Here is a 23,667-nt window from a genome sequence, read left to right as displayed (position 1 = left end):
GTTCGAACCCAAAAGCACCCATGTCAAATAGCCCAATGCCCGAAACACCAAACGATGTCGCATCTGCACCTGCTGATGCGGAAGTCACCGCTTCAGGACTGGCTTCCAAGCTTTTGGAAAAAGGCACCGGGTCAGTCAAACCAAAGGCCAGCGATCTTGTCACGGTTCATTATACTGGCTGGACTACAGATGGAAAACTTTTCGACTCCTCCGTAAAACGTGGCAAGCCGACTTCCTTCCCGCTCAATGGAGTCATTGCCGGTTGGACCGAGGGCCTTCAGCTTATGGTCGAAGGTGAAAAACGGCGCTTTTGGATTCCCGCCCAGATGGCCTATGGGGAAAATCCTCCAGCCGGCTATCCTGCGGGAACCCTTGTATTCGACGTGGAACTCATCAAAATTGGCAAGTGAAAGCTCTCGCTAGAAAAACTCCGAGCACTTCCGGGACCATACTCCTTCTGTGCACGCTACCCATCTCCATCTGGATGTGTTCATGCTCGGAACCTCCCGAAAAGCCAGTGCCTGCGCTGGATTTATCCAAAGCGGTAAAAAAAGAACCGGCTGAAACGGCCGACAAGCCATCCACCCCGGCCAACCCCGCGGCACAAGGACGGCTGACACGTATGCCTCTTGGCGACCTTTATCAATTGGTGCAGAACAACGCCGCGCTAATCTATGATGTGCGTCCCAAATTCTTTTACCAGATGGGCCATGTGCCCGGCGCAACAAGCTGGCCGAAGGCGGATTTCGATCGGGATCTGGCCAAATACGAGCCGCAAATCGCAAGTGCCAACAAACGTAACTCTCCTGTCGTCATTTATTGCACGGACATGGCATGTCCCGATGCATTAACTGTCGCCACCGCTCTGGCAAAACGCGGCCACGACGTCTCCATCCTCCAGGGTGGTTACGAGGCGTGGAAAATGGCCAACTAATTCACATCTACACACTTCTAAATTATTATGAAAAAATTTACCAACGTCACTGCCGATTCCGTCGCCAATATCTATTTCGATGGAAAAGTCGTATCCCATGCGGTCTACGCCGAAGATGGCTCTAAAAAGACTCTCGGAGTGATCTTTCCGGGCGATTTCCGTTTCGATACAGAGGCGGCGGAAATAATGGAAATTTCCGCTGGCAGCTGTGAAATCGTAATTGATGGGACAGACACAAAGAAAACCGTCTCAGCAGGCGAGGCTTTCAACGTGGATGCCAACAGTGGCTTTACCATCGCGGTCAAAGAGGGAGTCTGCCAATACATCTGCTCATACATCAAAGGCTGAATTGAAATATTCGATCCCATTTTACTAGAAAACGAGGATGGGATCTCCGGCCTTTTAACAAGCCAGATTGGAATGAAGAAGGCTCTAGCCGTCCTATTGGCAGCCGCAAGCTGCTCGTGCAACTTTGTGACCCTTCCACCAGCCCCGGAGCCCTCACCGGAGCTGGTGCGGAGAAACACCGTATCGACATATACGCCGGAACGCCCACCGGAGGTTCAGGTATGGATGATCGCCGATAAATTACACACCGGCATGGTCTTCCCGTATGACTGGTTGATCGAATCCGGCTTTGTCCCACCCGAGAACTTTCCAAAAGCCAAATATGTGACATTTTCATGGGGTGACCGGATGGCCTATGTGAACGCACGATGGCTTACCCCCGGCGAAGTCGTCAAAGCGATCTTCCTTCCCTCTGCGGCGGTGATGGAATGCATCCCGATCAATTGGGAGGTTCCGGAGGTTTCCCCGAATCAACATATTTGGATGAAATCAATCCCCCGCGAGCGTGGGCCGTTTGTCGCATCCTACCTCAATCACTGCACGATTCAGGATTCGTTTGGAAAACCTATCATCGCAGGAGACTCAAGCTGGGGAGGCGGAGTTCTGCTGGAATCGCCTCAGGTTTACTATTTCCCGCGGATTTGCAATGTGTGGACCGGACAGGCACTGGAGGCCTGCGGGGCAAGGATCAACCCTCTTATGTCAATCCACCGCGACCTGCTTGTGACGGAAATCGAACGTAACGGCTTTGTGGAAGTGTGGGATGGCTCTGGTAACAAGAATATCGAGAACCAAGAGGATTAGTTTTTCACCTTTACCGTCTCTCGCCGCAGCCAGGTGCGGATCACTCCCGCATCGGAGCTAAAACTACCGATCATACGCCAATTGGATACTTTCAAGGCGGTTGCCTTCTCCCTTTTCTGCGCTACCACACCGTAGGGCCCGGAGCCGGACGAGTGGATAAATTTTATCCCACTTCCCTCATTGATGATGAATCCTACATGGGTATCAAGGCCGATCAGATAAATCCCGGGCCTCATACCTTCCAGCCAGTCCACATAGCTGTCATAATCAGCTCCCACCTTCAGCTGGCACGCCGCTTTGGGCAAAAATGTTCTCATGATATTCCCTGACGGCTGCTGGGCCAGTTTGTATCGGTTTACTTTGAAACCTGCATCACGAATCACCGTGGACACGAAATAGCCACAGGCAACCGGCCCCTCACCCGGTTTTTCAGCCGTGCCATTGAAATCATACCCAGTGCCTAGCCAACAATACATCATCTCCGGCATCACCAGCTCCAGGATGACTCTGGCATCGTGCTCGATGGCCTCTCTTTCACGGTCCGTGGCCGCGCTCTGATAACGGGCTCCGAGCTCCTGCTGCCAGCGTTCCAATTCAGAAACAAGCACTTCGTAACGCGCCGGATCAGGCTCGGGAAGTTTTTCCCCGCGGATCATCACGCTGAAAGTTTCCCCATCGCCCTGCCAGATCCACCAGCCCAGCCAAGCAAAACCGCAGAACAGAATTGCTCCGAATAATATCTTCAGCACTGGCTTCACCTGGCCACCATCGGAAACGATCGCCCATTCATCAATAGCAGATAATCCCATCCACGAGTCTGTCTTGCGATTTCTCAGATAAAACCTAGGATTCCATCGATTTCATGCTGAAACAACAACGCGCCGCACACCTTCTTCGCAGACTCGAAGAACTATACCCCGAAACACCCATCCCGCTCGACCATACAAGCCCTTACACATTGCTCATCGCGGTTCTGCTCTCGGCCCAATGCACCGATGTTCGGGTCAATCTGGTCACACCCGCGCTTTTCGCGCTCGCGGACACCCCGGAGAAGATGATGCACGTCCCGGTGGAGGAAATCCGTGCGATCATCCGCCCGTGTGGCCTCTCTCCCAGAAAATCCGCGGCGATTTCGGAGCTAAGTAAGATCCTTGTCGAAAAACACGGAGGACAGGTTCCCCGCGACTTTGGCCTGCTGGAGGAATTGCCCGGCGTAGGCCACAAAACCGCCTCAGTGGTCATGGCCCAATCGTTCGGCGTCCCGGCATTTCCCGTGGACACACATATCCACCGGCTCGCGACGAGGTGGAAACTTACCAGTGGAAAAAATGTGATACAGACCGAGCGGGATCTGAAAAGGCTCTTCCCGCGGGACTCGTGGAACAAACTGCATCTCCAAATCATCTTTTATGGCCGCGAATATTGTACAGCCAGGGCATGCGACGGAAAATTCTGTCTGCTGTGCACCGAACTTTTTGCAAAAAAGCCATCAATATAGCACACCAAACTGATAAAATCTAAGCGTGACATATGCTCTTGATGAATTCAGTATTTTTATCTCTTTTAACTTTTTTACCGCCCATCCAATGGACAACACCCTCCACAATATCGGCAACAGTCTTGCCCAAAACCCGACCTTGGGAAAACTTTCCAGACGCGGATTCATGGCAGCCTCCGCGGCTACTCTCGCCAGTTGCAAGGCAGCCACATCGACAACGCCCTCGGCACCCACACCAGCGACGGTAAAAACCACCGCCAATACCGATTATCGAACCCCTTCTGTAAAAGGTCCTGTCCCTCGCAACGAGTCCGGCAACCACCCAAGCAATTTTTCCAAAGATGCCGGAGTCACTTTCTCCCGCGTGCTCGTATCCGGAAATTACATCGCCATCACCTTTGATGACGGTCCACATCCGCAAAATACCCCGCGCCTGCTGGACATGCTGGCGGCACGTAACATCAAAGCCACGTTCTATGTGATCGGCCGTAGCGTCGATCTCCATCCCGGCGTTCTGCGCCGCACCGTGGCGGAAGGTCACGAAATTGGAAACCACTCCCACACCCACCGCCTTCTTTCCAAGCTCAGCGACGCAGAAGTCCGCCAGGAGATGCAGCGCTGCCAAGACGCAATAGGTCATGCGGCAGGAGTGCGCCCCCGCACCATGAGGCCGCCATACGGGGGGCTTCTCCAGCGCCAGCGGGAGCTGGTTCATAACGAGTTCGGCTATCCTACCATTCTCTGGTCCGTCGATCCCCTCGATTGGAAACGCCCTGGTCCATCCGTCGTCGCTTCGCGTATCCTCTCCGGCACAACTGCCGGCGGGATCGTTCTTGCCCACGATCTCCACTCGCAGACGGTGGATGCCATGCCGGCGACTCTTGATGGCCTTCTCCGCAAGGGATTCAAATTTGTTACAGTTTCACAACTAATCGCCATGAAAGCCGAGACTCCGGCAGCCCAAGCCTCTGTCACCCCGGCTCCTTGAGCGAAACATTCCCCCCGTTTCAAAAAGTGAGCCAGCTCAACTTCGGCGAGCGCTATTTCTCCTCCCGTGAGCGCATCTCACAGGTGGTCAAAGGCATCAACGAGCTCGCGCGGGACACCGCTACCGATCTTGGAGAAAGCTTATCCTCCTCATCTTTCGAAAAGGATCTGGGAACCCCGTTTCTTTTTGTCGTCTGTGGGGAGGTCAATGCCGGCAAATCCTCTCTAATCAACGGTTTGTTCGGGCGGGAGCTCTGTAAAGTCAACATTCTGCCGGAGACGGATCGGGTTATTTGGTATCGGTATGGCGCACCTCCCCGTGATGTCGATACCACTTCATCATTGGAAGAACGCTATCGCCCGATCGAGTTTTTGCGCGATTTCAACCTGGTCGACACTCCCGGGACTAATTCCGTCGTCAAAGGCCATCAGGAAATTACAGAGCGTTTCCTGCCGGTAGCGGATCTCATTCTCTTTGTTTTTCCAGTCACCAACCCGTGGGGCGCCGCCACCTGGAATTTGATCTCGAAACTCCCCGTCGATTGTCATCACCGGGTGGCTTTTATCGTCCAACAAGCGGATCAGCGCGAGCCTGCGGATATCAAGATCATCCTCGAACACATGGCGGATCTTTCGATGAAACGGATTGGCACTGTCCCACAGATTTTTGCCGTCTCCGGAAAGCTGGCATTTGAGGCGAAACGTGCCGGCTCTCTCGCGGGGAGGACCTACAAGGACAGTGGCTTCCCTGCCTTGGAGGAATTTATTTCCCGCCGGGTTTGTGACTCGCCTGAGCGACGGGCCGCTCTCCAAACCTGGCGCACCCATGCTTCCGGCGCTTTACGTAAAATCGAGGACCGCATCGAAGAGCAAACCCGGGTTCTCAACGACCAGAATGATTTCCTCGGCTCCCTGGAAGACGAGATCGACGCGATGAGGGAAAGGCTGGTTAGTCGCCTGCCCCAGCATTTGGTCGGAGTCGCTGAAGTCTTCGAAACCGAGGCCGTTTGGGTGAGCAGAGCTCTGAAAAAATCCCTTGGAATTGCTCGTTCGGTTTTTCGGATTTTTGTTGGGGATAGAACCGGTAGTCAAACCGAGGGCCTGTTTATCGATCGATTGCGGACCGCTGTGGAATCTGTTGCGGAAAGCGATGGCAAAGACGTGGTCGCCGCCTGTCGCAGCCACTGGAATGAGCTGGGGGCGAGGGTGAAGGAATCTATCGGGAAGGAAGTCGACGAATCAGAACCGATCGATGAAAAACTTGAGCAAGCGCGCCGCCGGTTTGTCCAAAGAATTGGTCGCGCGGCGCATCAGGCGATAGGCAATCTTCACGTTCGCAAAGAACTGGAACACGAGCTACGAAAGCGAAATCTCGCCCTCAAATCCTTCACTGCAACGACTCTGCTCTTTCTAATCATCGGGGCGGTTTGTGGAATCTTGGACTTTCCCTGGCTTCCACTGATTTTTTGTGGGATCGCTTTGGTCTTTGCTATCGGCGGTGTTAGCATTGCTCTAATCACCCGTCTTAAGATCACCCGGGATTTCCAGGCCTCTCTGCTTGATACCTGCGGATCCTTTGCCGAAACGCTACGGGCGGATTATGAGGACGGATTGCGCATTTTCTTCCAGGACTACACAACTTGTCTGAACTCAATCAGAAAGCATCTTGCAAAGGAAAAGCTCGCTATTGAGCCGAAACTAAGCCGCTGGCACGATCTCTTTCTGACCTTGAAATCCATCGAACAAGACATCTGAAGAAGGCCCCTGAAAATCGTGGCTTGCAAAAGATCAGGAAAAATTAATCATCATTGTCACCTTGATGACAAGCGATGTCAGTTGTGAAAATTCCCAGCCGGTCCGGCCGTCCGGACGAGCTCCGGTCACGCGCGCGCGCTCGGTTCCTCACAGAAGAACTTTTGTAAGCACAGTGATTCTTTGTGCGATCCATTATCTGGGTGTTATCGCTTCCATCACGACGCTCGTCCTGTTTTTTCTCAATCCCCAGCCGTTCACCACAAAAGTCCTCGTCGCTTGTCTTGGCTTCACCGCTTTCACTTGGTTATTGGCATTTTTCAAGCGTCGCCATACCCATTGTCCGCTGTGCAAAGGCACGCCACTTATAAATTCTGGTGCTCTGGCCCATCAAAAGGCGGTGAGAATTTTTCCTCTGAACCATGGAGTTACCGCCACTCTCTCCATCATCGCCACTCAGCAATTTCGCTGCATGTATTGCGGGACAGCTTTTGATATGCTCAAAACACCTTCCCACCAGCTTCAGAATGAGGAAGCCCGCTATCAGGACGAATACAAGTAACGGCCGCTAGCACCCGGCTTCCGATCCTCTGCTTCTGCCTTGCCGGAGAAATCTCTATACCTCTTCCGGGTTACCCCGGTGCCTGTGGACCCAGACACTCTGCACCAAGCCAAGCAGGAACATACAGATGACCACGAAAGTCCCTGAGTAACTGATCAACGGCAATGGAATACCAGTAATCGGCATCAGTAGAACGCACATCCCTATATTTTCATAGATATGTGCGAAAAATAGGGCGATCACCATACACACGATCAGCCTTCCCGCCATATCCCGGCTATAAAAACCGATGAATAAGCCCTGTATCAACAACAAGGCAAAGCCGCCCAACAAAAGCAGTGCCCCCCGGAATCCCAATTCCTCTGCGATCACAGCAAAAATGAAGTCGTTATGAGCGGTCAGGTGGGGAATGAATTTTTTGTCATGTAACGAGCCTTTTTCCGCAGTTGCCAACCAGCCCACCCCTTTCCAGCCAGCTTTACCCACTGCCATGGACACGTTGTGTGGTGCGTAGCCGTCCCCTTGGATATCGACTTCCTGCCCTTGGAGCATTCGCAGCCATAAATCGATCCGATCCGGACCACGCTCGGAGACGAGTGGCAGGATCACAAAATAAAGAACGGGCAGAATTCCGGCGGAAACAAACCCGATAAAGCTGAGAAAACGGAAAGGAATTCCGGAGACTAGAAGGGCGACAATAACGACCGGAATCCAAACCAGGGCAGAGCCCATGTCTCCCATTTTCATGACCATCAGAAACGGCACCACAGATACCACTCCGATAATTCCTAAACGTAAAAAAGGATTCCCCAGACTGCGATGAAGCTTGGGGAGATCATGCATCAACCAAGCGATCATAATGATTCCCGAGGTCACCCCCAACTGCGCGGGCTGGAAACTCAAACCGCCGAGACTAAGTCTATGGACTTCATCATCCGCCTGCATGGCCATTACCATCAGTCCCAGACTCACGGCATATAGAGGAATACCCAGCCATCGGATCCACTTGTAGTCGACCAAAGCCGCTCCGAAATAGGCGAGGCTCCCGAAGGCAATCCACTTCTTCTGCATGCCCGCAAAGTAGGCCCCGGCCGAACCGAAATCCTTGAGATTCTCAGGGCTCATCGGAAGATGCCGCGCCGCGCTCTCGATCATGAAGACACCAAAGATCAACAGTGCATACATCACGAGCACCAGCACCCAGTTCATCCCTAGTATTTTCCTTAAAAATGGCGTCATTTTGCGCGAAGCCGTGAGCATATCGCTACACCCCTTCTTGGCAAGCCGACATCCGGCGAAAGGTCAATCAAATGGAATCCGGATCAAAAAGAAGCCGACGCAATGTGCAAAGCATCGCGCCGGCGGAACAAATTCCAGAAATGAGCAGATGAATGCTGCCGAAAATTAGTGCCTGAAGTGACGATTGCCAGTGAAGACCATTGCCATGCCAGCAGCGTCGGCGGCTGCGATAACTTCCGCATCACGCATCGAACCTCCCGGCTGGATGCATGCCGTCGCGCCAGCATCAATCGCGGATTGCAATCCATCGGCGAAGGGGAACATCGCGTCGGAGGCAACAATGCAACCTTTGAGATCCAAACCTGCCTCTTTTGCTTTCCAGATAGCGATACGGGAGGAATCAACCCGGCTCATCTGGCCGGCGCCGATGCCAAGAGTGCGGTCCGCATGAGAATAGACGATGGCGTTGGACTTCACGTTCTTTACAATCCTCCAGCCGAAACGCATCGCACGGAGCTCTTCTTCCGTCGGTGGGCGTTTGGTGACGACCTTGCTCTCGAGATCATCCAGGCCGAGAGCTGTATGATCGCGATCCATCACCATGAGGCCACCCGGGCTGGAACGAATGACCGGAGATTTTTTCGCAACGAGATATGCATCGTTCATTTTCATGAGACGAAGATTTTTCTTCTTCTGCAGCAAGGCCCGGGCATCTGGCTCAAAGTCAGGAGCAATAATCACATCGGTGAAAATTTCCGAGATCACCCGTGCGAGCTCGACTGTTAATGGACGGTTCGTAACGATCACGCCTCCGAATGGAGCCTGGCGGTCGGTCTCGAAGGCTTTCTGCCAAGCGAGGCGTAGGTCCTCATCATCTTGTCCGACGCCGCACGGGTTTGTATGCTTGAGAATCGCCACCGTAGGCCGGACGAAATCGAGAATCAGATCCGCGGCGGCCTCGATATCGATGATATTGGTGTAGCTGAGCTCTTTGCCCTGCAGCTGTGTGAAGCAGGACGCAAAGTTTCCATAAAGTGAGCACTTTTGGTGGGGATTATCGCCATAGCGTAACTCTTGCTCAAGTGGCAGACTCAGTGTGAACGAACACCCTGTGCCCTGTCTGCACTGGCCGAGGAAATTGGTGATCGCCCCATCATATTGGGAAGTGCGTAGGAAAACCTTCACTGCCAGTTGCTCACGCAGGCCCTTTGTCGTATCTCCACCATTTTCCCTCATTTCCTCGAGGACCGTCGGGTAATCCTCCGGAGAAATCACCACAGTGACATGGGAATGGTTTTTTGCGGCACTACGCAACATGGACGGCCCGCCAATATCGATATTTTCGATAGCTTCCTCAAGAGTGACCCCTGCTTTGGCTACGGTTTCCTCAAAAGGATAAAGATTTACTACTACGAGATCTATCGGCGGGATCCCATGTTTCTTTGCATCGGCAACATGCTGGGGATCATCACGGCGATGAAGAAGACCGCCGTGAACCATTGGATGAAGAGTTTTGAGACGGCCTTCGAAAAGCTCAGGCGCACCTGTGTATTCGGACACATCCATAACTTTTAGGCCGGCGTCACGAAGGGCTTTCGCCGTGCCGCCCGTAGAGAGTAGCTCCACGCCCATTTCAGCGAGACCCTCTGCGAATTCTACCAAACCTGTCTTGTCCGAAACTGAAAGTAACGCTCTTGAAATAGCCATAGTGTGTGTATTAGGTGAAAATCCGGGGAGCCAAATGGCGCACCGAACACGTCCCCCCGTATCCAAGCACCATCATCGACGCAAGCGGGAATCCTCCGCAGACAATCATTTAATACTCTCCACTGCTGATATCCAGCAGGTTACATCATCAAACCGAAACCGAACATTTTTCCCGCAAAGCAGCGCTCCGTAGGTTTTTGAACTATCTTTCGCAGATGTCGCAGGCCGCGGATCCAACGATAGCACCTCGCAAATGACCTGCTGCGCTCTCTTCTCGAGTGCGGAAAATTTCTCCATGGCAGCTTCCTCCACTTTCACCTCCATTCGCCCGATCTCATCGCCTGCAAAACCAGCTTTTGCATCCAATAAGTTTTCAGCATAAGGCAAATATGGCTTGATGTCATAGATGGGAGTTCCGTCCACTAGATCCACGCCCGAGAACTTCAAGATGGGAGGCTGCAATTCGCCATCTTTCGTTAGGACTATCTCATCGAGCTTCACCAGTGAGAGACCGAGTCCATTCGGGCGGTATGTGGACCGGCTTGCAAAAACTCCCACACGCTGATTACCACCCAATCGTGGCGGTCTTACGGTCGGCTTCCAACCTTCTCCCGCTGTTTCGTGGAAACCAAAGATCAGCCATACATGGGAAAAATCCTCCAGACCGCGGATCGATTCCCTTGACCGATATTTTTCCATGAATTCGAGCTCACCCCAGGCCGCCGGACACAGTCCCGGCTGGCGGGGAACAGCAAACTTGCTCCCATAACAAGTCCTCAAATATCCAATCGGCTCAATTTCCATGGTTTCTCTTTCGTTGCTGATGCTAAAAACCCTTTGCTTCAAATCGAAGCAAAGGGTTTTTCCCGAAAAATTGCGGTTAGTAAGAATTCACAACTTCTTGGATTACTTCACTTTGAAGTGCATGCTGTTGCGAGTGTAATCGTTCTCTTTGCGAACGGTCCACTTGAGGGAATCGAACTCACGGCAAGCATCGATCAGCTCCTGATACTCATCCTTGTCACGATGGAAGCCTTCGAGATCGTATTTGTTTTTGAAAACATCCGAGGCGTTATTGTCCACGATTTTCAGCATATCTTCTGAATAATCCGTCAGTGTATTGAAGTTCACATAGAAGGTAACTCCGTTCCCAGCTTCGCCACCCGCTTCAGCCTTCGCCATCAGGTCGAGAGCTTGGGTCTTGGAAGTGGAAGCTGCGAACCAACGATCGCTAACCGTTACGGACGGTAGGAAATCATCCTGGAAAAACGGGAAGGAGAAGAACCAGGTCGTCATTCCGTCACGCTCGGAACTGATTGGTTTCTGCATCGGAATTTTCGTCCCGGACATCTCGCTCACTTTTGACAGCAAGGATGTTGTATGTTGGTTCATTTTCTCCCAGGCCGATGCCAGCTTCTCACGATCAGTCACGGGCGCCAGCATCGTGAAGCGCGGCGCCTTTGCCTCGTCCACGATTCCTTGCGGAATTCCCGGGATCGCTGGCATCGATCCTTTAAGGTCGATCAGAACCGCCGATTCATTACCAAGACCATCAGCAAAATCACCGCTCACAGCCTCATACATTCCTAACAAATCCTCCCGGAATTGTTTATCAAAGAGCTGGGTGTATTGAGATACCTCGGAAAGCTCATCCGCATCTGGATTAAGCTCGGAGACTTTCATTGTGATCGCGTATGCGGTCTCGAAAATAGCTTCCACATAAGAGCCTAGATTTTCGTCGTAGGCGGCATTGGCAGCCATATTGAGGAACAGAAGGTTGTCTCCGCTGTCACCGAGGTGAGCCAGGGTCGTCTTCGCATCCCAATCGATTGATCCTTTATCGTAACCGCCAAAGCTTTCGACCTTCACCCCGTCTTCAGCGTAGGCAATCATGCCAAGATCGCTGGATTTTCCCATGTCCAATAGCACCTTCTCGCGATCCGCGATCATCTGGAGCATTTCCTCGATATCACGTGTCTCGCCAAGACCATCGCCACCGGAGAGACCATCACGAAAACCAAGAGCATAGCTGGCTAATCCGCCGGCCTCCTCGACCGCTGTGTCCCAAATTTCCTTTTCACCGTAAACCAAAGACAAAAGCTTTTTATCGGCAAAAGCATCTGCGAATTTCAGCTCATCAGTGCCAACGATGGAATCCTTTGCTTCTTCGGCGAGCTTGAGGGAATCTTCAGAATCGCCCATCATGATCACAACGTAATCGCCGACTGTTCCGGTAACGATCACGAGATTTTTCTTGCTGATGGCATCGATAATCGCGTCCGCATTGTCCGCACCGAGTTGCTCAACCATGGACTCGCGTTCCGCAGAAAGCGTTTCGGCAACTTTTTCGCCGAGGATCTTATATCCTGAAAACTTTCCTCCGCCGGTCTCAAACTCGGTAGGCGCCGCCATCTCCCCCGCCATGCCGAAGAACGCCATTCCGGAGCTTACTTGCTGTGCTGCCTGATCCAACTCGCCATCCTTCGCCCGGAATGACAGGTAAACCGGCGGCATCTGTGCTTTCCGGATGGTTTCTATGCCAGATTCCGAATCATTGATAAGGTCATCGACCAGCTGCTCACCGCTCAGGTTTTCAAGGGTTTCCATGAACTGCTCAAGATTTCCATCGCGGCCGTATGCCTGGGCAGCCTGTCCCATAACCTTTGATTGGAAGTAAGCCATACGGCGATTCACTCTCAAAAGACCACCTAGCTGTTCTCCTGCCGTTTCGCCCAGTGCCAGAGTTATCTCCTGGCCTAGAAGCATCCAGGGGCTTGTTGGGTCTGCCATGTCGGGCTCGCCCGCCTCCTCCCCGGCAAATCCGTCATCGTCCGCCTGCTCTCCTTCCGGCACAACGATTTCCTCATCCTCCAGCATTTCCTCCTCAATGATATCCAGCCCTACATCATCCATCGCGCCCATTCCAAGATTCTGGCGGATAATTCCGTAAAGCTTGAGCGCTTCCAGCTGCTTGGAGGACTCCTCCGCATTGTAGAAAGACATCACGACCTCGGTATTCGCCGGCAGATATTTCGCAAAGCCGAGCTTCGCCGCACGCTCATCGACACTCAACGAAGCTTCCACCTCCGGCGAGACAACCTCTTTGACTTTTTCCACCATTTCCTCAACCGCGGATTTCTTACTGTCGCCAGCCGCATCCGTTGTTTTCGGTTTCTCTTTACAAGCAACTGCGCCGAAAAAGGCTACAGATGCCACACACAGCGCATTGTATTTGAATTTCATATTCATTGAGTAAAAACACCTTTCTAAGGCGATCAAGCTCTGAATGCCCGAATTACATAACATTTACAATAGACTCCGGTGTCTGCGGATTTCTATTCTATCATCTTCCTTGATGTTTCATATGCCACATGGAAAGTCTCGCTTATGGATCTCTCAGATTTCAGAAAAGAATACTCCTCCAGGGGCCTGCACCGGGAGGACTTGTCGGACAACCCAATTGATGTCTTTGAAACTTGGTTCAAACAAGCAACCGACCTGAAAGTCCACGAGCCGAATGCGATGACCCTCGCCACCATTTCTCCCGAAGGCACTCTGGCGCAGCGAACAGTCCTATTGAAAGCCTTCGACTCCAAAGGGTTCACCTTCTTCACCAACTATCAATCCCGTAAGGCCTCACACATTGCCGCCAACCCAAACGTCTCCATCCTTTTTCCATGGATCACTTTGGAGCGACAAGTCATCATCCAGGGCACCGCTGAAAAAATCTCCCCTGCGGAATCGTTGAAATACTTTACTACCCGGCCACGTGAATCACAAATCGGTGCCTGGGTATCAAATCAATCCGAAGTGATATCCTCACGGAAAATTCTCCTGCAAAAACTCGAGGAATTGAAAGCAAAGTTCAAAGAGGGTGAAATCCCTCTCCCGTCATTCTGGGGCGGCTATCGGATCGTTCCACAAACCATCGAGTTCTGGCAAGGTGGCCCGGCACGGATTCACGATCGCTTTCAATACACCCGCATTAATGATCAAACCTGGAAAATCGATCGACTTTCCCCATAGGATTTTTCCAACCCACCACCCGCCATGCCCGCCATTTGCTCCCGCGCTTATCTACGCTTCATTCCGGTATTCTGCATTTTCTGTCTGTTGCCGTGCTGTGCGGACAAACCTGAAGAGAAACCAAAAGAGAAGGCCGAAGATCCCACGAAGGCGAAATTGGTCGGCCGCGTGGCATCCATTCCCGCAGATCGGAAATTTGTTCTGATACAGGCCTACGGAAACTGGGAAGTCGAGACAGGATCGATCCTCACAACCCAGGGACCAGAGGGCCGGGCGGCAAACCTGCGGGCCACTGGCGAGAAACTCGGTCAATATGCGGCGGCGGATATCCAATCCGGGACATTGGAGATCGGCGATGGAGTTTACACCGTGGCACAGCTTTCTAAGTCGTCACTGACAACTTCGACATCAATCTTGGCGTCCGATGAAGAGATAGAGACCACCGACGAAGACCCTGGACCCGAGGCAAAGCCCTCGTCCGAACCTTCGCACTAAGCGTTCGGGATCCGCTTCCCTTCTCAACGAAAAAGCCGAGCCCGACTTCAAGAAGAAGGTCAGTCCCGGCTCTGTAGAAATTTAAAACAGTCGCTTAGATCGAAAGTAGCGGCATCGGAATTGTCACCACCTGCATGCCCGCCGCCTGCGCTGCGATAACACCCGGAGGGGCATCTTCGATTACAAGGCATTTTTCCGGAGCAATGCCAAGAAGCTCTGCAGCTTTGAGGAAAATATCAGGACTTGGCTTACCGTTTTTTACATCATCTGCTGTAACAACTTCATCAAACCAATCGGAACACTCTAGCAAACGAAGAGTTTTCTCCACAACATAACGGGATCCGCCCGAAGCCACCGCCAATGGCATTTTACCGCGTAGGGATCTGGCAAAGTCGGCCACCTCTTCGATCAACTCCACCTTGTGAAGCTTTTTGAGAAACGCCTCACGTTTCGCCAGCGCGATATCTTCCGGATCAAGCTTCAGATTATACTCACTATTGAGATCGACCACGATATCGCGTGTTGGACGTCCGCCCATTGCGAAAAAGACGTCTTCCTGGAAAATGCCTGCCGCACCGTAAGAGGCCAGAGCCTCGCACCAAGCTTCAAAGTGCGCGGGCATGGTATCAACCAAAGTCCCGTCACAATCGAAAATTACAGCTTCATAACCACCGGTTGGAAATTCAATTGCTCCTACGTTTGCCATTTCGCCGGAGGGCTTAGCCAGCATTATGCGGATTTGCAAGACACTATCATTAGTTTCTTACATTATTTTCAGCTACGGCGGATCTATTTATTTACCGATCAAATTTTCCGCAGCTTTGACAGTATCGATATCTGCTACAGTCTTATCGTGACGTATACACTTTATACGCGGAAATCGTAATGCCAGTCCGGAATCGTGGCGGGGCGAGCGGCGAATCGAGTCGAAGGCAATTTCCAAGACAATATTAGGCTCTACCCGGCGTTTCCGGCGTTCCTTGGCAAGTGTGTGCTTCATGAAATGCTCGGTTAGCTCTTCTATCTCCTCATCGGTTAACCCGGAGTAAGCTTTCCCCAGAACTTTGAGCGTTCCGCTAATTTCATCGCGGACTGCAAACGTGTAATCAGACAACACATCCGCCCGCTTTCCATGTCCCTGCTCGGCAAAAACTACGACACAATCCAAAGTTGGCATCACCCCTTTCAACTTGATCCAGTCCTTCCCGCGTCTGCCCGGTAGATATTTACCGGCAGGATTCTTGAGAATCAATCCTTCGTGGCCGGATTTTAACGATCGTTTGAAAAGCATCTCCGTCTCCTCGGAACCACCGACACGGAAGAGCTCAATACATTCGAACATACCGGAAAGCTCCAGACCCTCCAAAATCGACCGCCTCTCTACCAATGTCAGATCCAGAACATCCTGGCCGTCTTTCCATAGCACATCAAAAGCGATATATTTCAGAGGCACCGAAGCGGCACCTTCAGCGGATTCCATAAAGAGATCTCCCTCAACCCGTTTCCGCCCCAGCCGCTTTTGTAGATCGCCGAAACCTAGCTTCCTGCCTTCCGCGTATGCGATGAGTTCTCCATCCAAAACAAAATCTCCGGATAATTTCTTCGCCGCTGCCACCAGCTCTGGAAATTCCTGATCCAACGGCCGGAGATCTCGCGAAAACAAACCGACTACCTCTCCCGTTTTGTGCAGTTGCGCCCTGATTCCGTCATATTTAGGTTCTAGCCAAAACGGTTGTTGGAAAGGCAATTTTGAATAATCCAAAGCGCCGCTTGCGTCTCTTTCCAACGGCGAAGCCAACATGCAGCGGATCGGCACCAACGGAGTTAAACGGGCGCTTGAAAGATTTTTCTGTTTCGCCAATAATGCGGTTTTACCCAAATCACCTGTCAGCATATTTGCGTTTCTTACTTCTGCAGCAGTTGCTTCAAACGCAATTCCCACAGCCTCTTCGACCAACCCTTCTTTCAGTCCAATCCGAAGGTCCCCGGTCAGAAGTCTAACGACTGTTTCACCTTCCACCGGATGCAATTCATGCAAGCGTTTTGACAGCAAATCCACTTTTTCCAACGAGCCGGGGCTGCTTTCCAAGTCCAGGAAAAATTCATGCAACCCCGCTAAGGTAAGCGGATAAGGAGACAAAGGAATCTCCTGAAGTAAAATTCTGGCGGTTCTCGCAATGTCATTCTGGGAGGCCGATATTTCCACGTATCTTTCCGGTCGGAGCCCTGGAATAGCTTGCAGCGATCGTTTGATCGTAGCGCTCCCCAGATTGATTGCCCGTCGGCCGATACGTCTTGGTAATGCTTCGCCGCATAACCACCCTGTCGCCAGCTTCAAACACTCGTCTGACTCCAAAGCTCGCAAGTAATTCACAAGGTATTCAATCTTTGTCAAACGACTGCTTGTCTCTCCGACCAGGCGACAAACGTCGGAGAAATCGGCGAGTTGGCAGACAGGACGACTGTGCCGTGGGCCACCCATCCCGGGAGTGACTGAAGGTGCTTTTCCAAGTGATAACTCCAGCTGATCCCCGCCCATCGCGCACCAGGCATCAATTCCCTTGGATCGCAATTCTGCGGCGAATTCTTTGACGTATCCATGGACAGTCAGCACGCGCTTTGGACGAACGCGAGTCACGCATTCATGAAGCCCCACGTAGTCCGCGTGATCCGACATCGGAATGACTTCATCCACGCGGTAGCGGTAAAATGATCCCGGCTGCAAGGCCCATCCCGTTAACATCGCCGTCCGCTTATTTTTCAAACCGCGCATGATTTTTGCTCGAACCGCGTTGGGAGGAGCCACCACCACATGCCCCTCCCGGGCAAAGCCTTCGAAGAGCACGGGTTCTGGTAGATCGACTCCAGCAGCACGGCAGGCCTCCGTCATTTCCGCGACCTTTGGATGTGACAGAACCGGAATCCCATTCTCGGCAAGCAACGCCAGCGCTTCCTGCGCTTTCCCCAAGGAATATCCGTATAAAACAGGCGTTTCGCCATCGGAGATCGCATCGTTAACGAATCGTAACACAGCGGCATCAATCTCCATTTGCGCCGGGAATGTCAAATGAGGCAGCCCGAAGGTGGTTTCCATGATGAGGGTGTCCGCCTGAATGAAATTGACGGGCTGCGTCGTCCGTCCGCGGCGTGCCTTGAAGTCACCCGTATACAAGAGAGTCGCGCCGTCTTTTTTTCTCGTCACATGAAGCATTGCAGAGCCGACAATGTGGCCCGCCGGAAGCAAACGTAGCCGGAAGCCATCCCGATCGATCATGGCCCCGAATTCCAAAGCCTCCAATCTGGTCTCTGCCATATTGAACCGTTTGCGTAGAAGTTTCCCGGTTAACGCGGAGCAAAGCGCTTTCTCATGTCGTGAAAAATGATCTGCATGTGCGTGAGAAACAAAGGCAGATTCCTTTGCATCCCATGGATCCAGCCAAAAATCGAGCTCTGGAAGATACAGTCCGCGGTTAAATATTACTTCTATCACCACGAGAAACCTAGCAGGTCGGAGCCGACTCGCAAATGCTTCCCGTCGGCAAGTCGGAATTGCCAGCCCCGGAAAGTTTCTCTAGCCTCTGTCATGATAAAATTGGAACAATGGTTTGATTCCCTGGAGACAGGCAAACCGTTCGATACCTGCCGGATATGTGTCCAATCCTTACGTGAAACCGCGGATTCGTGGATCGTCAACAAGCACTACCACCGCGAGGAATGCATTCTCGAATACGCCATCTGCGAAGGGTGCCGCAAAGACTTTTCCGGGAGATTCAGCGAAGCTTCCAAGGCCGAGATCAGGAGCTTCCTTGAAAGCGAGATCGATTGGGAGGCGCGGTTGCTCGAATGGATGGCGCTGGATCAGCCCGCCGAAAAACTTGACCACTGTGTGGCATGCCGGACTAGCCGAACCGGAATTGATGGCTTCACCTTGTCCGCCCAATTCAATGGTGATGGGACACTTATCAACGGTGCTTTGCCATTACTCTTATGCTCGGGCTGTGTGGGAAACATCACCTCCAGGCTATCGGATGAGAGCCAGAAAGTCTGGCAGGACTTTATCTCAGATTACTTCGAAGGACTATAAAACCTATATTCATCCGGAATTTTTGCGTTTTAAGTATTAGCAAATACAGCACCTGGTCGAAGCCAATAAGCCAATTGAAAGGAGTTCATATAGCTTCGCAAAGCATACTATTTCCGGTCTTTCGCTCTTTGGAAACGTGAGCGCCGAACCGAAGGTGCTGGCTCCGGGGTGGGACTGGATTTTTCTTCCCTGCGAACCTCCCGGACCGGAACCGTTGCGTGGACAGGTTTGGCCTTTTGAGGGGCTTTCCCAGCTATTGCACGCGGTTCCATCCGCATAAATTCCGGAAGCTTCCAGCCGGTGCGAGTGACTAATGCATCAAGGAGTATCAGGATCAGCAGGATGAGCGCCAAGGGAAGATTCAGCGAGTTATCCGCGATATACGGAGGGCGTAGCCATGCTTTCTGCAGGTTCAACAGCTCTCTACCGTTTGTTTGATGGGAAACCTGCCGGAGCTCGCTCAGGCGTTCCGGTTCAAACGCCCACTCCACACTGGAACCAACGCTCAATGGACCGAAACCCAATGCGCTCTCGCCGATCCTTATGGCCCCCTTGACAATGCTCCCCTCTTCCAGATCCTTACTGAGGGAGAAATGTCCGGGTGCAAGTCTCCTCCACGGCAGCTCATAAACCGGACCGCCCGCTTGATCCTGCAGTTTTACCGAAGGCGGTTGCTTGCTAAGCTTTTCTCCCCATTCCTCGACATCGTAGAGCAAGTCGAGATCAAGCCGGGTGCCTTGGATTTTGTGCCGGATCGCGATTCCGGGAGGCACCTCCTGCCCCATCAGGAACCTTCCCATCGTCTGTATGAAATCTCCGTAACCTTCCCAGTTTCTGACCGAATCCGAGAATTCCCCTCCCAAGGGAAAGGAAACCGCGGCTGTGCGTCCCAAACCGCGCCGTGCGTGGGCCACCAGCGGGGCAGCGTATTCATCCTGTGAGACGAGCGAGACTGTTGCGTCATTCCGTGCGTAGGACAAATTATAACCATCCACCTGCGGCATCCAATCGAGAGACTTCGGAGAGATTTCGCTCCAGCGGCCGGTAGCAATTCCTTTCACCGGAACCTCCACGAATGCGGATCTAGCGATAGTCACCGTCTCCTGGGCGAAAATCTGAGGAATATCCATCGGCCTGTCGGAAAAGAAGATCCGCCCGTTCCCTCGTCGGGCAATATCCTCGCACAGAGCCGCATCCACATCACCCTTTGTGCCGAGCCCGATCACAGAAACCGTTGCGCCATCTTCGCCCATCTCTTCCAGAAGCTTTTTATAATCGCCGGGCTCCTCGGTATCCTGTGTGTCGGTAAACAGAATCACATGCCGCGTGCCGGAAGCGGATTTCCGGAGCTCTTCCCAAGCGGCTTTCAATCCGGTATATGCGTAGATCCCTCCTCCCCCTGAACGGATTTTCAATATACGTCTGTTTATATCGTTTTGCCTGTCGGCGATTGTGGTCAGTCTAATCACTTTGGTTGGCTCGCTATCGACCGCGAAAACGGCAACCTGATCCATCTTACCCAATAGCTTTACCGCCGCAGCCGCCCCGCTATTGGCCAAATCCATCTTGGTTTTGCCTCCGGCTACGGAAACTCCCATTGATCCGGAACGATCCATCACGATCGCCAAGGCCACGGATAGCTTGCGGTGTTCCGATTTCAGCTCCATGGAGACCGGCAGGAGTCCATCAATATCGGATTGGAAATACCCACCCGCGCCAAACGAGTGTTTACCCCCCGCCATTAGGAATCCACCACCCTGCTCACGGACAAAGAAATCCAAGGATTTCAAAAAATCGCCCGGAATCTCATGGGCAGCCACATTGTTGAAAATCACAGCCTTTGTTCCCGCAAGCAGGCCCGGCCTGAGCTCGGAAAAATTGCTTACCACCTGCACCTCGTAATCCATTTCAGACATCGCCTTGGCGACGGGATCGTCGATATATTTGCTCACCAATAGAAGCCGGGGCCCTCCGGTGATTTCGATCCACCGGCTCGACCGGTTGTTCCCGGGGTGCGCATCCTTTTCGGGCAGCACTTCCGCAGTGTATTCATAGGAGCCGACTTTCCCTATTCTATCAGTGAATTCCACCGTGCCTACGCCATCCCTCACTGTCACCCGGGTCTCGACCAATATCTGCCCGTTGCGTCTCAAAACCAATGGGATGGCTCCATCGAGACTGCCGCGGATCAGAATAGAGATCAAATACGGTTCACCCACTTGCACCCGCTCGGGGAAGGTTAGCCGCGCAAGCCTGACATCCTCGGATACTTCGTCACGGATCAATCGAAAATCCAGCGGCACTCCGCGCTTTTTCATTTGTGCCGCAGCTTCAGTCAAAGGCTCGGTGGAAAAGCCATCGGTGAAAAGCAGAACGCGGCTGGGCTTCCTTTCATCCACCTGAGCCATCAGATTCGAGAGAGCCAAACCAGTTTTTGTCAGTTTGCGTGAGCCTGTGAATGACGAGCCATCAATGCCCGCCTCCGCGATTTCCGCCGCATAATTAATGAAACGGAGGTTGTCCTTCCGGCTTGGTTTGGATTGCTGCAGAATCCGCGTCCATTCGGGCAAGCCCTTATCAATTAAATCCTCGGTCGATTCCGATCTGTCCAGCAACACCAATAGATCCAAGGAATTTTCCTGTTTCCGTATGCGAGGCCCGGCGATCATGAACACGATCAACAGCCAGATCACGGCACGTAGTGGCCGGAAAAGTCCCAATCGCGGCCAAAACCAACCGATCAGCACGACAAGCGGCACCAGTAGAAAACTTTCGGGAAAATCAAAATTCACGCTCGAAAAGTCCACATGGTTTCCATCCGCTTGGCAATCTTGTTGAACTCAAGGGGGAACACCGCAGCCCGGAAGCCATCATCATTCGCCCTCCGGGAAAATTTCTTCGAGCGGGGTCTCGATTTTTTGATCGATCCATTTTTCCAATGCTTCAGACATAGCAGCAAGGATTTCAGGATACTTTCCCGCGACATCCTCTTCGCTGTAGATATCGGCTTCCCTGGAGAAGAGTCCGAAATGTCTGTCCCCCTGGGCCGTAGGCGTGCAGATCAGCTTCCATTTATCTGTCATGAGACAGCGTTGCTTCGCGGCGATCAACGGCTCCTCGTATTCCTTCTTCAAGACAAACTGGTAATTGAAAGTATCTTCGATCCCCGTCATCCCATCCATCGGCGGCAAATGGGGCCGCTCCACCCCCGCGACCCGGAATTGGATAAAGGGAAATCCGGTTTCGCCGTAAAACGCTTTGCTCTGGGGGCGCTCGGATCCATCCAACCAGCCAGCAACACTGTCCCCCTCCCATTCCGCTGGCCTGCTGATATCGAGCAAATCCGCAAGAGTCGGAATAATATCGATCGTGCGAAGATGCTGCGGCACCACACGTGGTTCAGCTCCCGGCAGATGAAAAATCAAGGGGACGTGGTTGGCCTGTAATCCACCATTAAAGGTTAATCCATGTCCCAGGGTGACACCTTCTTCGTAAAGGTTGTCGCCGTGGTCCGCAGTCACCAGAACGATCGTGTTCTCATCAAGGCCGTTTGCCTTTAAAGCGGCGAGGATTTTTCCAACATTGTCATCGAATTGCCGCGTGCATCCATCGTAGAGATCACGGATTTGGCGGATCTCCTTTTCCGGCAGCGCGTTCCACTTGTTTTCCAGGTCGGTTCCGCCAATGAAGGAATCGATATCGAAATCCACCCCATTCTTATTCGGGCCAGTATAATCCGGATCGGTAAACATGCTCGAATACGGCTCCGGATTTCTGTATGGCAGGTGATTGCAGGAATAAAAAACGTGCCAAAAAAATGGCTCCTTCTCCGCGGCAACCTTGGAAAGACGTTTTTCCACACGATCCGTAACAACTTCCGGCGTCACAAATTGCGCGAACGAACCGAGCTGAGGAAAAATCGCATAACCTGCCGGATGATCGAAATAGAGCGGAATGACAAAGTGTGCCATGACCACCGCCTGGCTCATGTAAATTTTGAAATTATCAAAACTTGATACCGAAATGTGCTCGAATCCCAGCGGCATCAGCTCGTAGTAACCTGCGCACCAATCACCAAATGCTGCGGTATCATAGCCTTCACGGCGCAAAATTCCAGCAATCGGCTGGATACTTGCCTTCGTTGCATCCACGGTTTTTTCATCCGGATACATCTGCCGCAAGCCGTGGGTGTGCGGGTATTGGGCGCTCATCAGCGTGGTGCCGGATTCGAGCGTGGAAGCGATAGGAGTGAAGCAGTTCGTGAAATTCACGGATTTTGCAGCTAGCTCGTCAATGTGAGGAGAAACACCTGCGGCTGCAAGACCGTCGCGACGGCGCGGCTGGTAGCCATTGCACCCGAGACGATCGCTACGCAATGAATCCGAGCCGATGATGATCACGTTCGGGCGATTATCCGCTTCAGCAGAAATAGGAACCTCAGGATCAGATTTTAAAACACCTGTTTTCCACAAGAATATTCCAGCAAGACAAACCGCACCTCCTAAAACGATCGCTCGCGCTTTTCCGGAAAGTCTCCATAGATGCCAGCAAATCGCATAAACCAGCACTGCCAGTGGCAGGATGGAGAACAACAGAAAAAATACTGTAGGACGCAGGACTTCCGGGACGATCTCCAGCACCTGATAATACCAATGGCCGAAGCTTGCATCATCCAGGAAATAGGGTCGGGTTTTCACCAAACGGAGAGCAAAAAAACCATGAACAAGAAAACTTCCGCCCACTGATAGCGCAGCTTTCGACCAGCGGGATTTCAGCCGGAGCTTCCAGGAAACCGGTGATAGGACCGGCTGTAATACGAGCGCGAAAAGGAGGATCAAAATCGCATAGGCAATCAGCACGTAGAAATTCTGCCAGATGAGGAAATCCATGTATTTATTCTGTGCCAGGGCACTGAACTTGTTTTCCATCGATCCGGAACGATTCGTCAGCCGGAACAGCGCAATAATGTATTGAAACGCGAAAAAAGCTCCCGCACCTCCCAGCACTGGCCCGAATCCCAGCATGGATTCCGGATTTTTCCCTACGGATCTTGTCTTTTCTGATTCACTCATTGTCGCGGATTCACCGGCGGTTTTGCTTTGCAACTACTGATTTAGAACGCGTTATCTATCGATATCGCCATCGCTCTTGCGTTTCACTGCTACCGGCGGGAGGAGGAAAACAGAAAAGTCCATCGACGCAATACCTCTCTGTCTCTTAAAGTGCCGCCG

Annotated in this window: 20 protein-coding genes; 11 read left to right on the top strand and 9 right to left on the bottom strand. The window is 52.3% G+C overall.

Going from position 1 to position 23,667, the window contains the following annotated elements; all coding sequences use genetic code 11:
• Positions 1–35 precede the first annotated feature (35 nt).
• The 4 genes from ACFSSA_RS12065 (at position 36) to ACFSSA_RS12050 (ending at position 2,086) form a co-directional block, all read left to right on the top strand.
• Complete coding sequence (locus ACFSSA_RS12065) at positions 36–410, top strand: FKBP-type peptidyl-prolyl cis-trans isomerase (RefSeq protein ID WP_386820706.1); 375 nt, start codon at positions 36–38, stop codon at positions 408–410.
• Positions 407–934, top strand: a complete 528-nt coding sequence (locus ACFSSA_RS12060; RefSeq protein WP_386820705.1) for a rhodanese-like domain-containing protein — start codon at positions 407–409, stop codon at positions 932–934. Before ACFSSA_RS12065 ends, ACFSSA_RS12060 begins: the two co-directional genes overlap by 4 nt.
• Positions 935–961: 27 nt before the next feature.
• Positions 962–1,282, top strand: a complete 321-nt coding sequence (locus ACFSSA_RS12055; RefSeq protein WP_386820704.1) for a pyrimidine/purine nucleoside phosphorylase — start codon at positions 962–964, stop codon at positions 1,280–1,282.
• Positions 1,283–1,408: 126 nt separating this feature from the next.
• Positions 1,409–2,086, top strand: a complete 678-nt coding sequence (locus ACFSSA_RS12050; RefSeq protein WP_386820703.1) for a DUF2459 domain-containing protein — start codon at positions 1,409–1,411, stop codon at positions 2,084–2,086.
• Here the strand turns inward: ACFSSA_RS12050 and ACFSSA_RS12045 are convergent.
• The gene (locus tag ACFSSA_RS12045; protein WP_386820702.1) at positions 2,083–2,895 is read right to left on the bottom strand and encodes a hypothetical protein; all 813 of its coding nucleotides are present in this window, start codon (positions 2,893–2,895) and stop codon (positions 2,083–2,085) included. The genes ACFSSA_RS12050 and ACFSSA_RS12045 overlap by 4 nt on opposite strands.
• Before the next feature lie 53 nt (positions 2,896–2,948).
• Here ACFSSA_RS12045 and nth point away from each other — a divergent pair, with 53 nt between their 5' ends.
• The 4 genes from nth (at position 2,949) to ACFSSA_RS12025 (ending at position 6,885) form a co-directional block, all read left to right on the top strand.
• Positions 2,949–3,584 (top strand): endonuclease III, encoded by a 636-nt coding sequence (gene nth / locus ACFSSA_RS12040; RefSeq protein ID WP_386820700.1) that lies wholly within the window; start codon positions 2,949–2,951, stop codon positions 3,582–3,584.
• Positions 3,585–3,672: 88 nt separating this feature from the next.
• Complete coding sequence (locus ACFSSA_RS12035; RefSeq protein ID WP_386820699.1) at positions 3,673–4,572, top strand: polysaccharide deacetylase family protein; 900 nt, start codon at positions 3,673–3,675, stop codon at positions 4,570–4,572.
• Between the two features lie 26 nt (positions 4,573–4,598).
• Positions 4,599–6,326: a dynamin family protein gene (locus ACFSSA_RS12030; RefSeq protein ID WP_386820698.1), complete on the top strand. Its 1,728-nt coding sequence runs from the start codon at positions 4,599–4,601 to the stop codon at positions 6,324–6,326.
• A 172-nt stretch (positions 6,327–6,498) separates the two neighbouring features.
• Positions 6,499–6,885 (top strand): hypothetical protein, encoded by a 387-nt coding sequence (locus ACFSSA_RS12025; RefSeq protein WP_386820697.1) that lies wholly within the window; start codon positions 6,499–6,501, stop codon positions 6,883–6,885.
• Between the two features lie 54 nt (positions 6,886–6,939).
• On the opposite strand, the gene ACFSSA_RS12020 is transcribed toward ACFSSA_RS12025, so the two are convergent.
• From ACFSSA_RS12020 to ACFSSA_RS12005, 4 genes are all read right to left on the bottom strand, one after another.
• A complete protein-coding gene (locus ACFSSA_RS12020) occupies positions 6,940–8,124 on the bottom strand; it encodes an FtsW/RodA/SpoVE family cell cycle protein (RefSeq protein ID WP_386820696.1) in 1,185 nt (394 codons plus the stop codon).
• A gap of 165 nt (positions 8,125–8,289) precedes the next feature.
• Positions 8,290–9,831, bottom strand: a complete 1,542-nt coding sequence (gene purH / locus ACFSSA_RS12015; RefSeq protein ID WP_386820694.1) for a bifunctional phosphoribosylaminoimidazolecarboxamide formyltransferase/IMP cyclohydrolase — start codon at positions 9,829–9,831, stop codon at positions 8,290–8,292.
• A gap of 105 nt (positions 9,832–9,936) precedes the next feature.
• On the bottom strand, positions 9,937–10,635 hold the full coding sequence (tsaA, locus tag ACFSSA_RS12010) for a tRNA (N6-threonylcarbamoyladenosine(37)-N6)-methyltransferase TrmO (RefSeq protein WP_386820693.1): 699 nt from the start codon (positions 10,633–10,635) through the stop codon (positions 9,937–9,939).
• 102 nt (positions 10,636–10,737) lie between these two features.
• Positions 10,738–13,074, bottom strand: coding sequence for a hypothetical protein (locus tag ACFSSA_RS12005; RefSeq protein ID WP_386820692.1), 2,337 nt, complete (start codon positions 13,072–13,074; stop codon positions 10,738–10,740).
• A gap of 144 nt (positions 13,075–13,218) precedes the next feature.
• Here ACFSSA_RS12005 and pdxH point away from each other — a divergent pair, with 144 nt between their 5' ends.
• Complete coding sequence (gene pdxH / locus ACFSSA_RS12000; protein ID WP_386820691.1) at positions 13,219–13,857, top strand: pyridoxamine 5'-phosphate oxidase; 639 nt, start codon at positions 13,219–13,221, stop codon at positions 13,855–13,857.
• Positions 13,858–13,881: 24 nt separating this feature from the next.
• On the top strand, positions 13,882–14,352 hold the full coding sequence (locus ACFSSA_RS11995; RefSeq protein ID WP_386820690.1) for a hypothetical protein: 471 nt from the start codon (positions 13,882–13,884) through the stop codon (positions 14,350–14,352).
• A gap of 94 nt (positions 14,353–14,446) precedes the next feature.
• Here ACFSSA_RS11995 and ACFSSA_RS11990 read toward each other — a convergent pair whose 3' ends face one another.
• Both ACFSSA_RS11990 and ACFSSA_RS11985 read right to left on the bottom strand, forming a co-directional pair.
• A complete protein-coding gene (locus tag ACFSSA_RS11990) occupies positions 14,447–15,082 on the bottom strand; it encodes an HAD family hydrolase (RefSeq protein WP_386820689.1) in 636 nt (211 codons plus the stop codon).
• A gap of 63 nt (positions 15,083–15,145) precedes the next feature.
• Positions 15,146–17,665: an ATP-dependent DNA ligase gene (locus tag ACFSSA_RS11985; RefSeq protein WP_386820688.1), complete on the bottom strand. Its 2,520-nt coding sequence runs from the start codon at positions 17,663–17,665 to the stop codon at positions 15,146–15,148.
• 270 nt (positions 17,666–17,935) lie between these two features.
• Between ACFSSA_RS11985 and ACFSSA_RS11980 the strand changes: the two genes are divergently transcribed.
• Complete coding sequence (locus ACFSSA_RS11980) at positions 17,936–18,436, top strand: hypothetical protein (protein ID WP_386820687.1); 501 nt, start codon at positions 17,936–17,938, stop codon at positions 18,434–18,436.
• Positions 18,437–18,543: 107 nt separating this feature from the next.
• Here ACFSSA_RS11980 and ACFSSA_RS11975 read toward each other — a convergent pair whose 3' ends face one another.
• Both ACFSSA_RS11975 and ACFSSA_RS11970 read right to left on the bottom strand, forming a co-directional pair.
• Complete coding sequence (locus ACFSSA_RS11975; RefSeq protein ID WP_386820686.1) at positions 18,544–21,228, bottom strand: VWA domain-containing protein; 2,685 nt, start codon at positions 21,226–21,228, stop codon at positions 18,544–18,546.
• An 81-nt stretch (positions 21,229–21,309) separates the two neighbouring features.
• Positions 21,310–23,508, bottom strand: a complete 2,199-nt coding sequence (locus ACFSSA_RS11970) for a sulfatase family protein (RefSeq protein ID WP_386820685.1) — start codon at positions 23,506–23,508, stop codon at positions 21,310–21,312.
• Between the last annotated feature and the right edge of the window lie 159 nt (positions 23,509–23,667).

It is taken from the genome of Luteolibacter algae (assembly GCF_042683045.1).
GTDB classification, from domain to species: domain Bacteria; phylum Verrucomicrobiota; class Verrucomicrobiia; order Verrucomicrobiales; family Akkermansiaceae; genus Luteolibacter; species Luteolibacter algae.
Note: the sequence above shows the minus strand (reverse complement) of the source record. Positions and strands in the feature narration are given on the sequence as shown.

Excerpts from the sequence above, each read along its gene's own strand:
- ACFSSA_RS12065 (WP_386820706.1), top strand. The coding sequence starts at position 36 with ATGCCCGAAACACCAAACGATGTCGCATCTGCACCTGCTGATGCGGAA.
- ACFSSA_RS12055 (WP_386820704.1), top strand. The coding sequence starts at position 962 with ATGAAAAAATTTACCAACGTCACTGCCGATTCCGTCGCCAATATCTAT.
- ACFSSA_RS12045 (WP_386820702.1), bottom strand. The coding sequence starts at position 2,895 with ATGGGATTATCTGCTATTGATGAATGGGCGATCGTTTCCGATGGTGGC.
- nth (WP_386820700.1), top strand. The coding sequence starts at position 2,949 with ATGCTGAAACAACAACGCGCCGCACACCTTCTTCGCAGACTCGAAGAA.
- ACFSSA_RS12035 (WP_386820699.1), top strand. The coding sequence starts at position 3,673 with ATGGACAACACCCTCCACAATATCGGCAACAGTCTTGCCCAAAACCCG.
- ACFSSA_RS12020 (WP_386820696.1), bottom strand. The coding sequence starts at position 8,124 with ATGACGCCATTTTTAAGGAAAATACTAGGGATGAACTGGGTGCTGGTG.
- purH (WP_386820694.1), bottom strand. The coding sequence starts at position 9,831 with ATGGCTATTTCAAGAGCGTTACTTTCAGTTTCGGACAAGACAGGTTTG.
- tsaA (WP_386820693.1), bottom strand. The coding sequence starts at position 10,635 with ATGGAAATTGAGCCGATTGGATATTTGAGGACTTGTTATGGGAGCAAG.
- ACFSSA_RS12005 (WP_386820692.1), bottom strand. The coding sequence starts at position 13,074 with ATGAAATTCAAATACAATGCGCTGTGTGTGGCATCTGTAGCCTTTTTC.
- pdxH (WP_386820691.1), top strand. The coding sequence starts at position 13,219 with ATGGATCTCTCAGATTTCAGAAAAGAATACTCCTCCAGGGGCCTGCAC.
- ACFSSA_RS11995 (WP_386820690.1), top strand. The coding sequence starts at position 13,882 with ATGCCCGCCATTTGCTCCCGCGCTTATCTACGCTTCATTCCGGTATTC.
- ACFSSA_RS11990 (WP_386820689.1), bottom strand. The coding sequence starts at position 15,082 with ATGCTGGCTAAGCCCTCCGGCGAAATGGCAAACGTAGGAGCAATTGAA.
- ACFSSA_RS11985 (WP_386820688.1), bottom strand. The coding sequence starts at position 17,665 with ATGGCAGAGACCAGATTGGAGGCTTTGGAATTCGGGGCCATGATCGAT.
- ACFSSA_RS11980 (WP_386820687.1), top strand. The coding sequence starts at position 17,936 with ATGATAAAATTGGAACAATGGTTTGATTCCCTGGAGACAGGCAAACCG.
- ACFSSA_RS11970 (WP_386820685.1), bottom strand. The coding sequence starts at position 23,508 with ATGAGTGAATCAGAAAAGACAAGATCCGTAGGGAAAAATCCGGAATCC.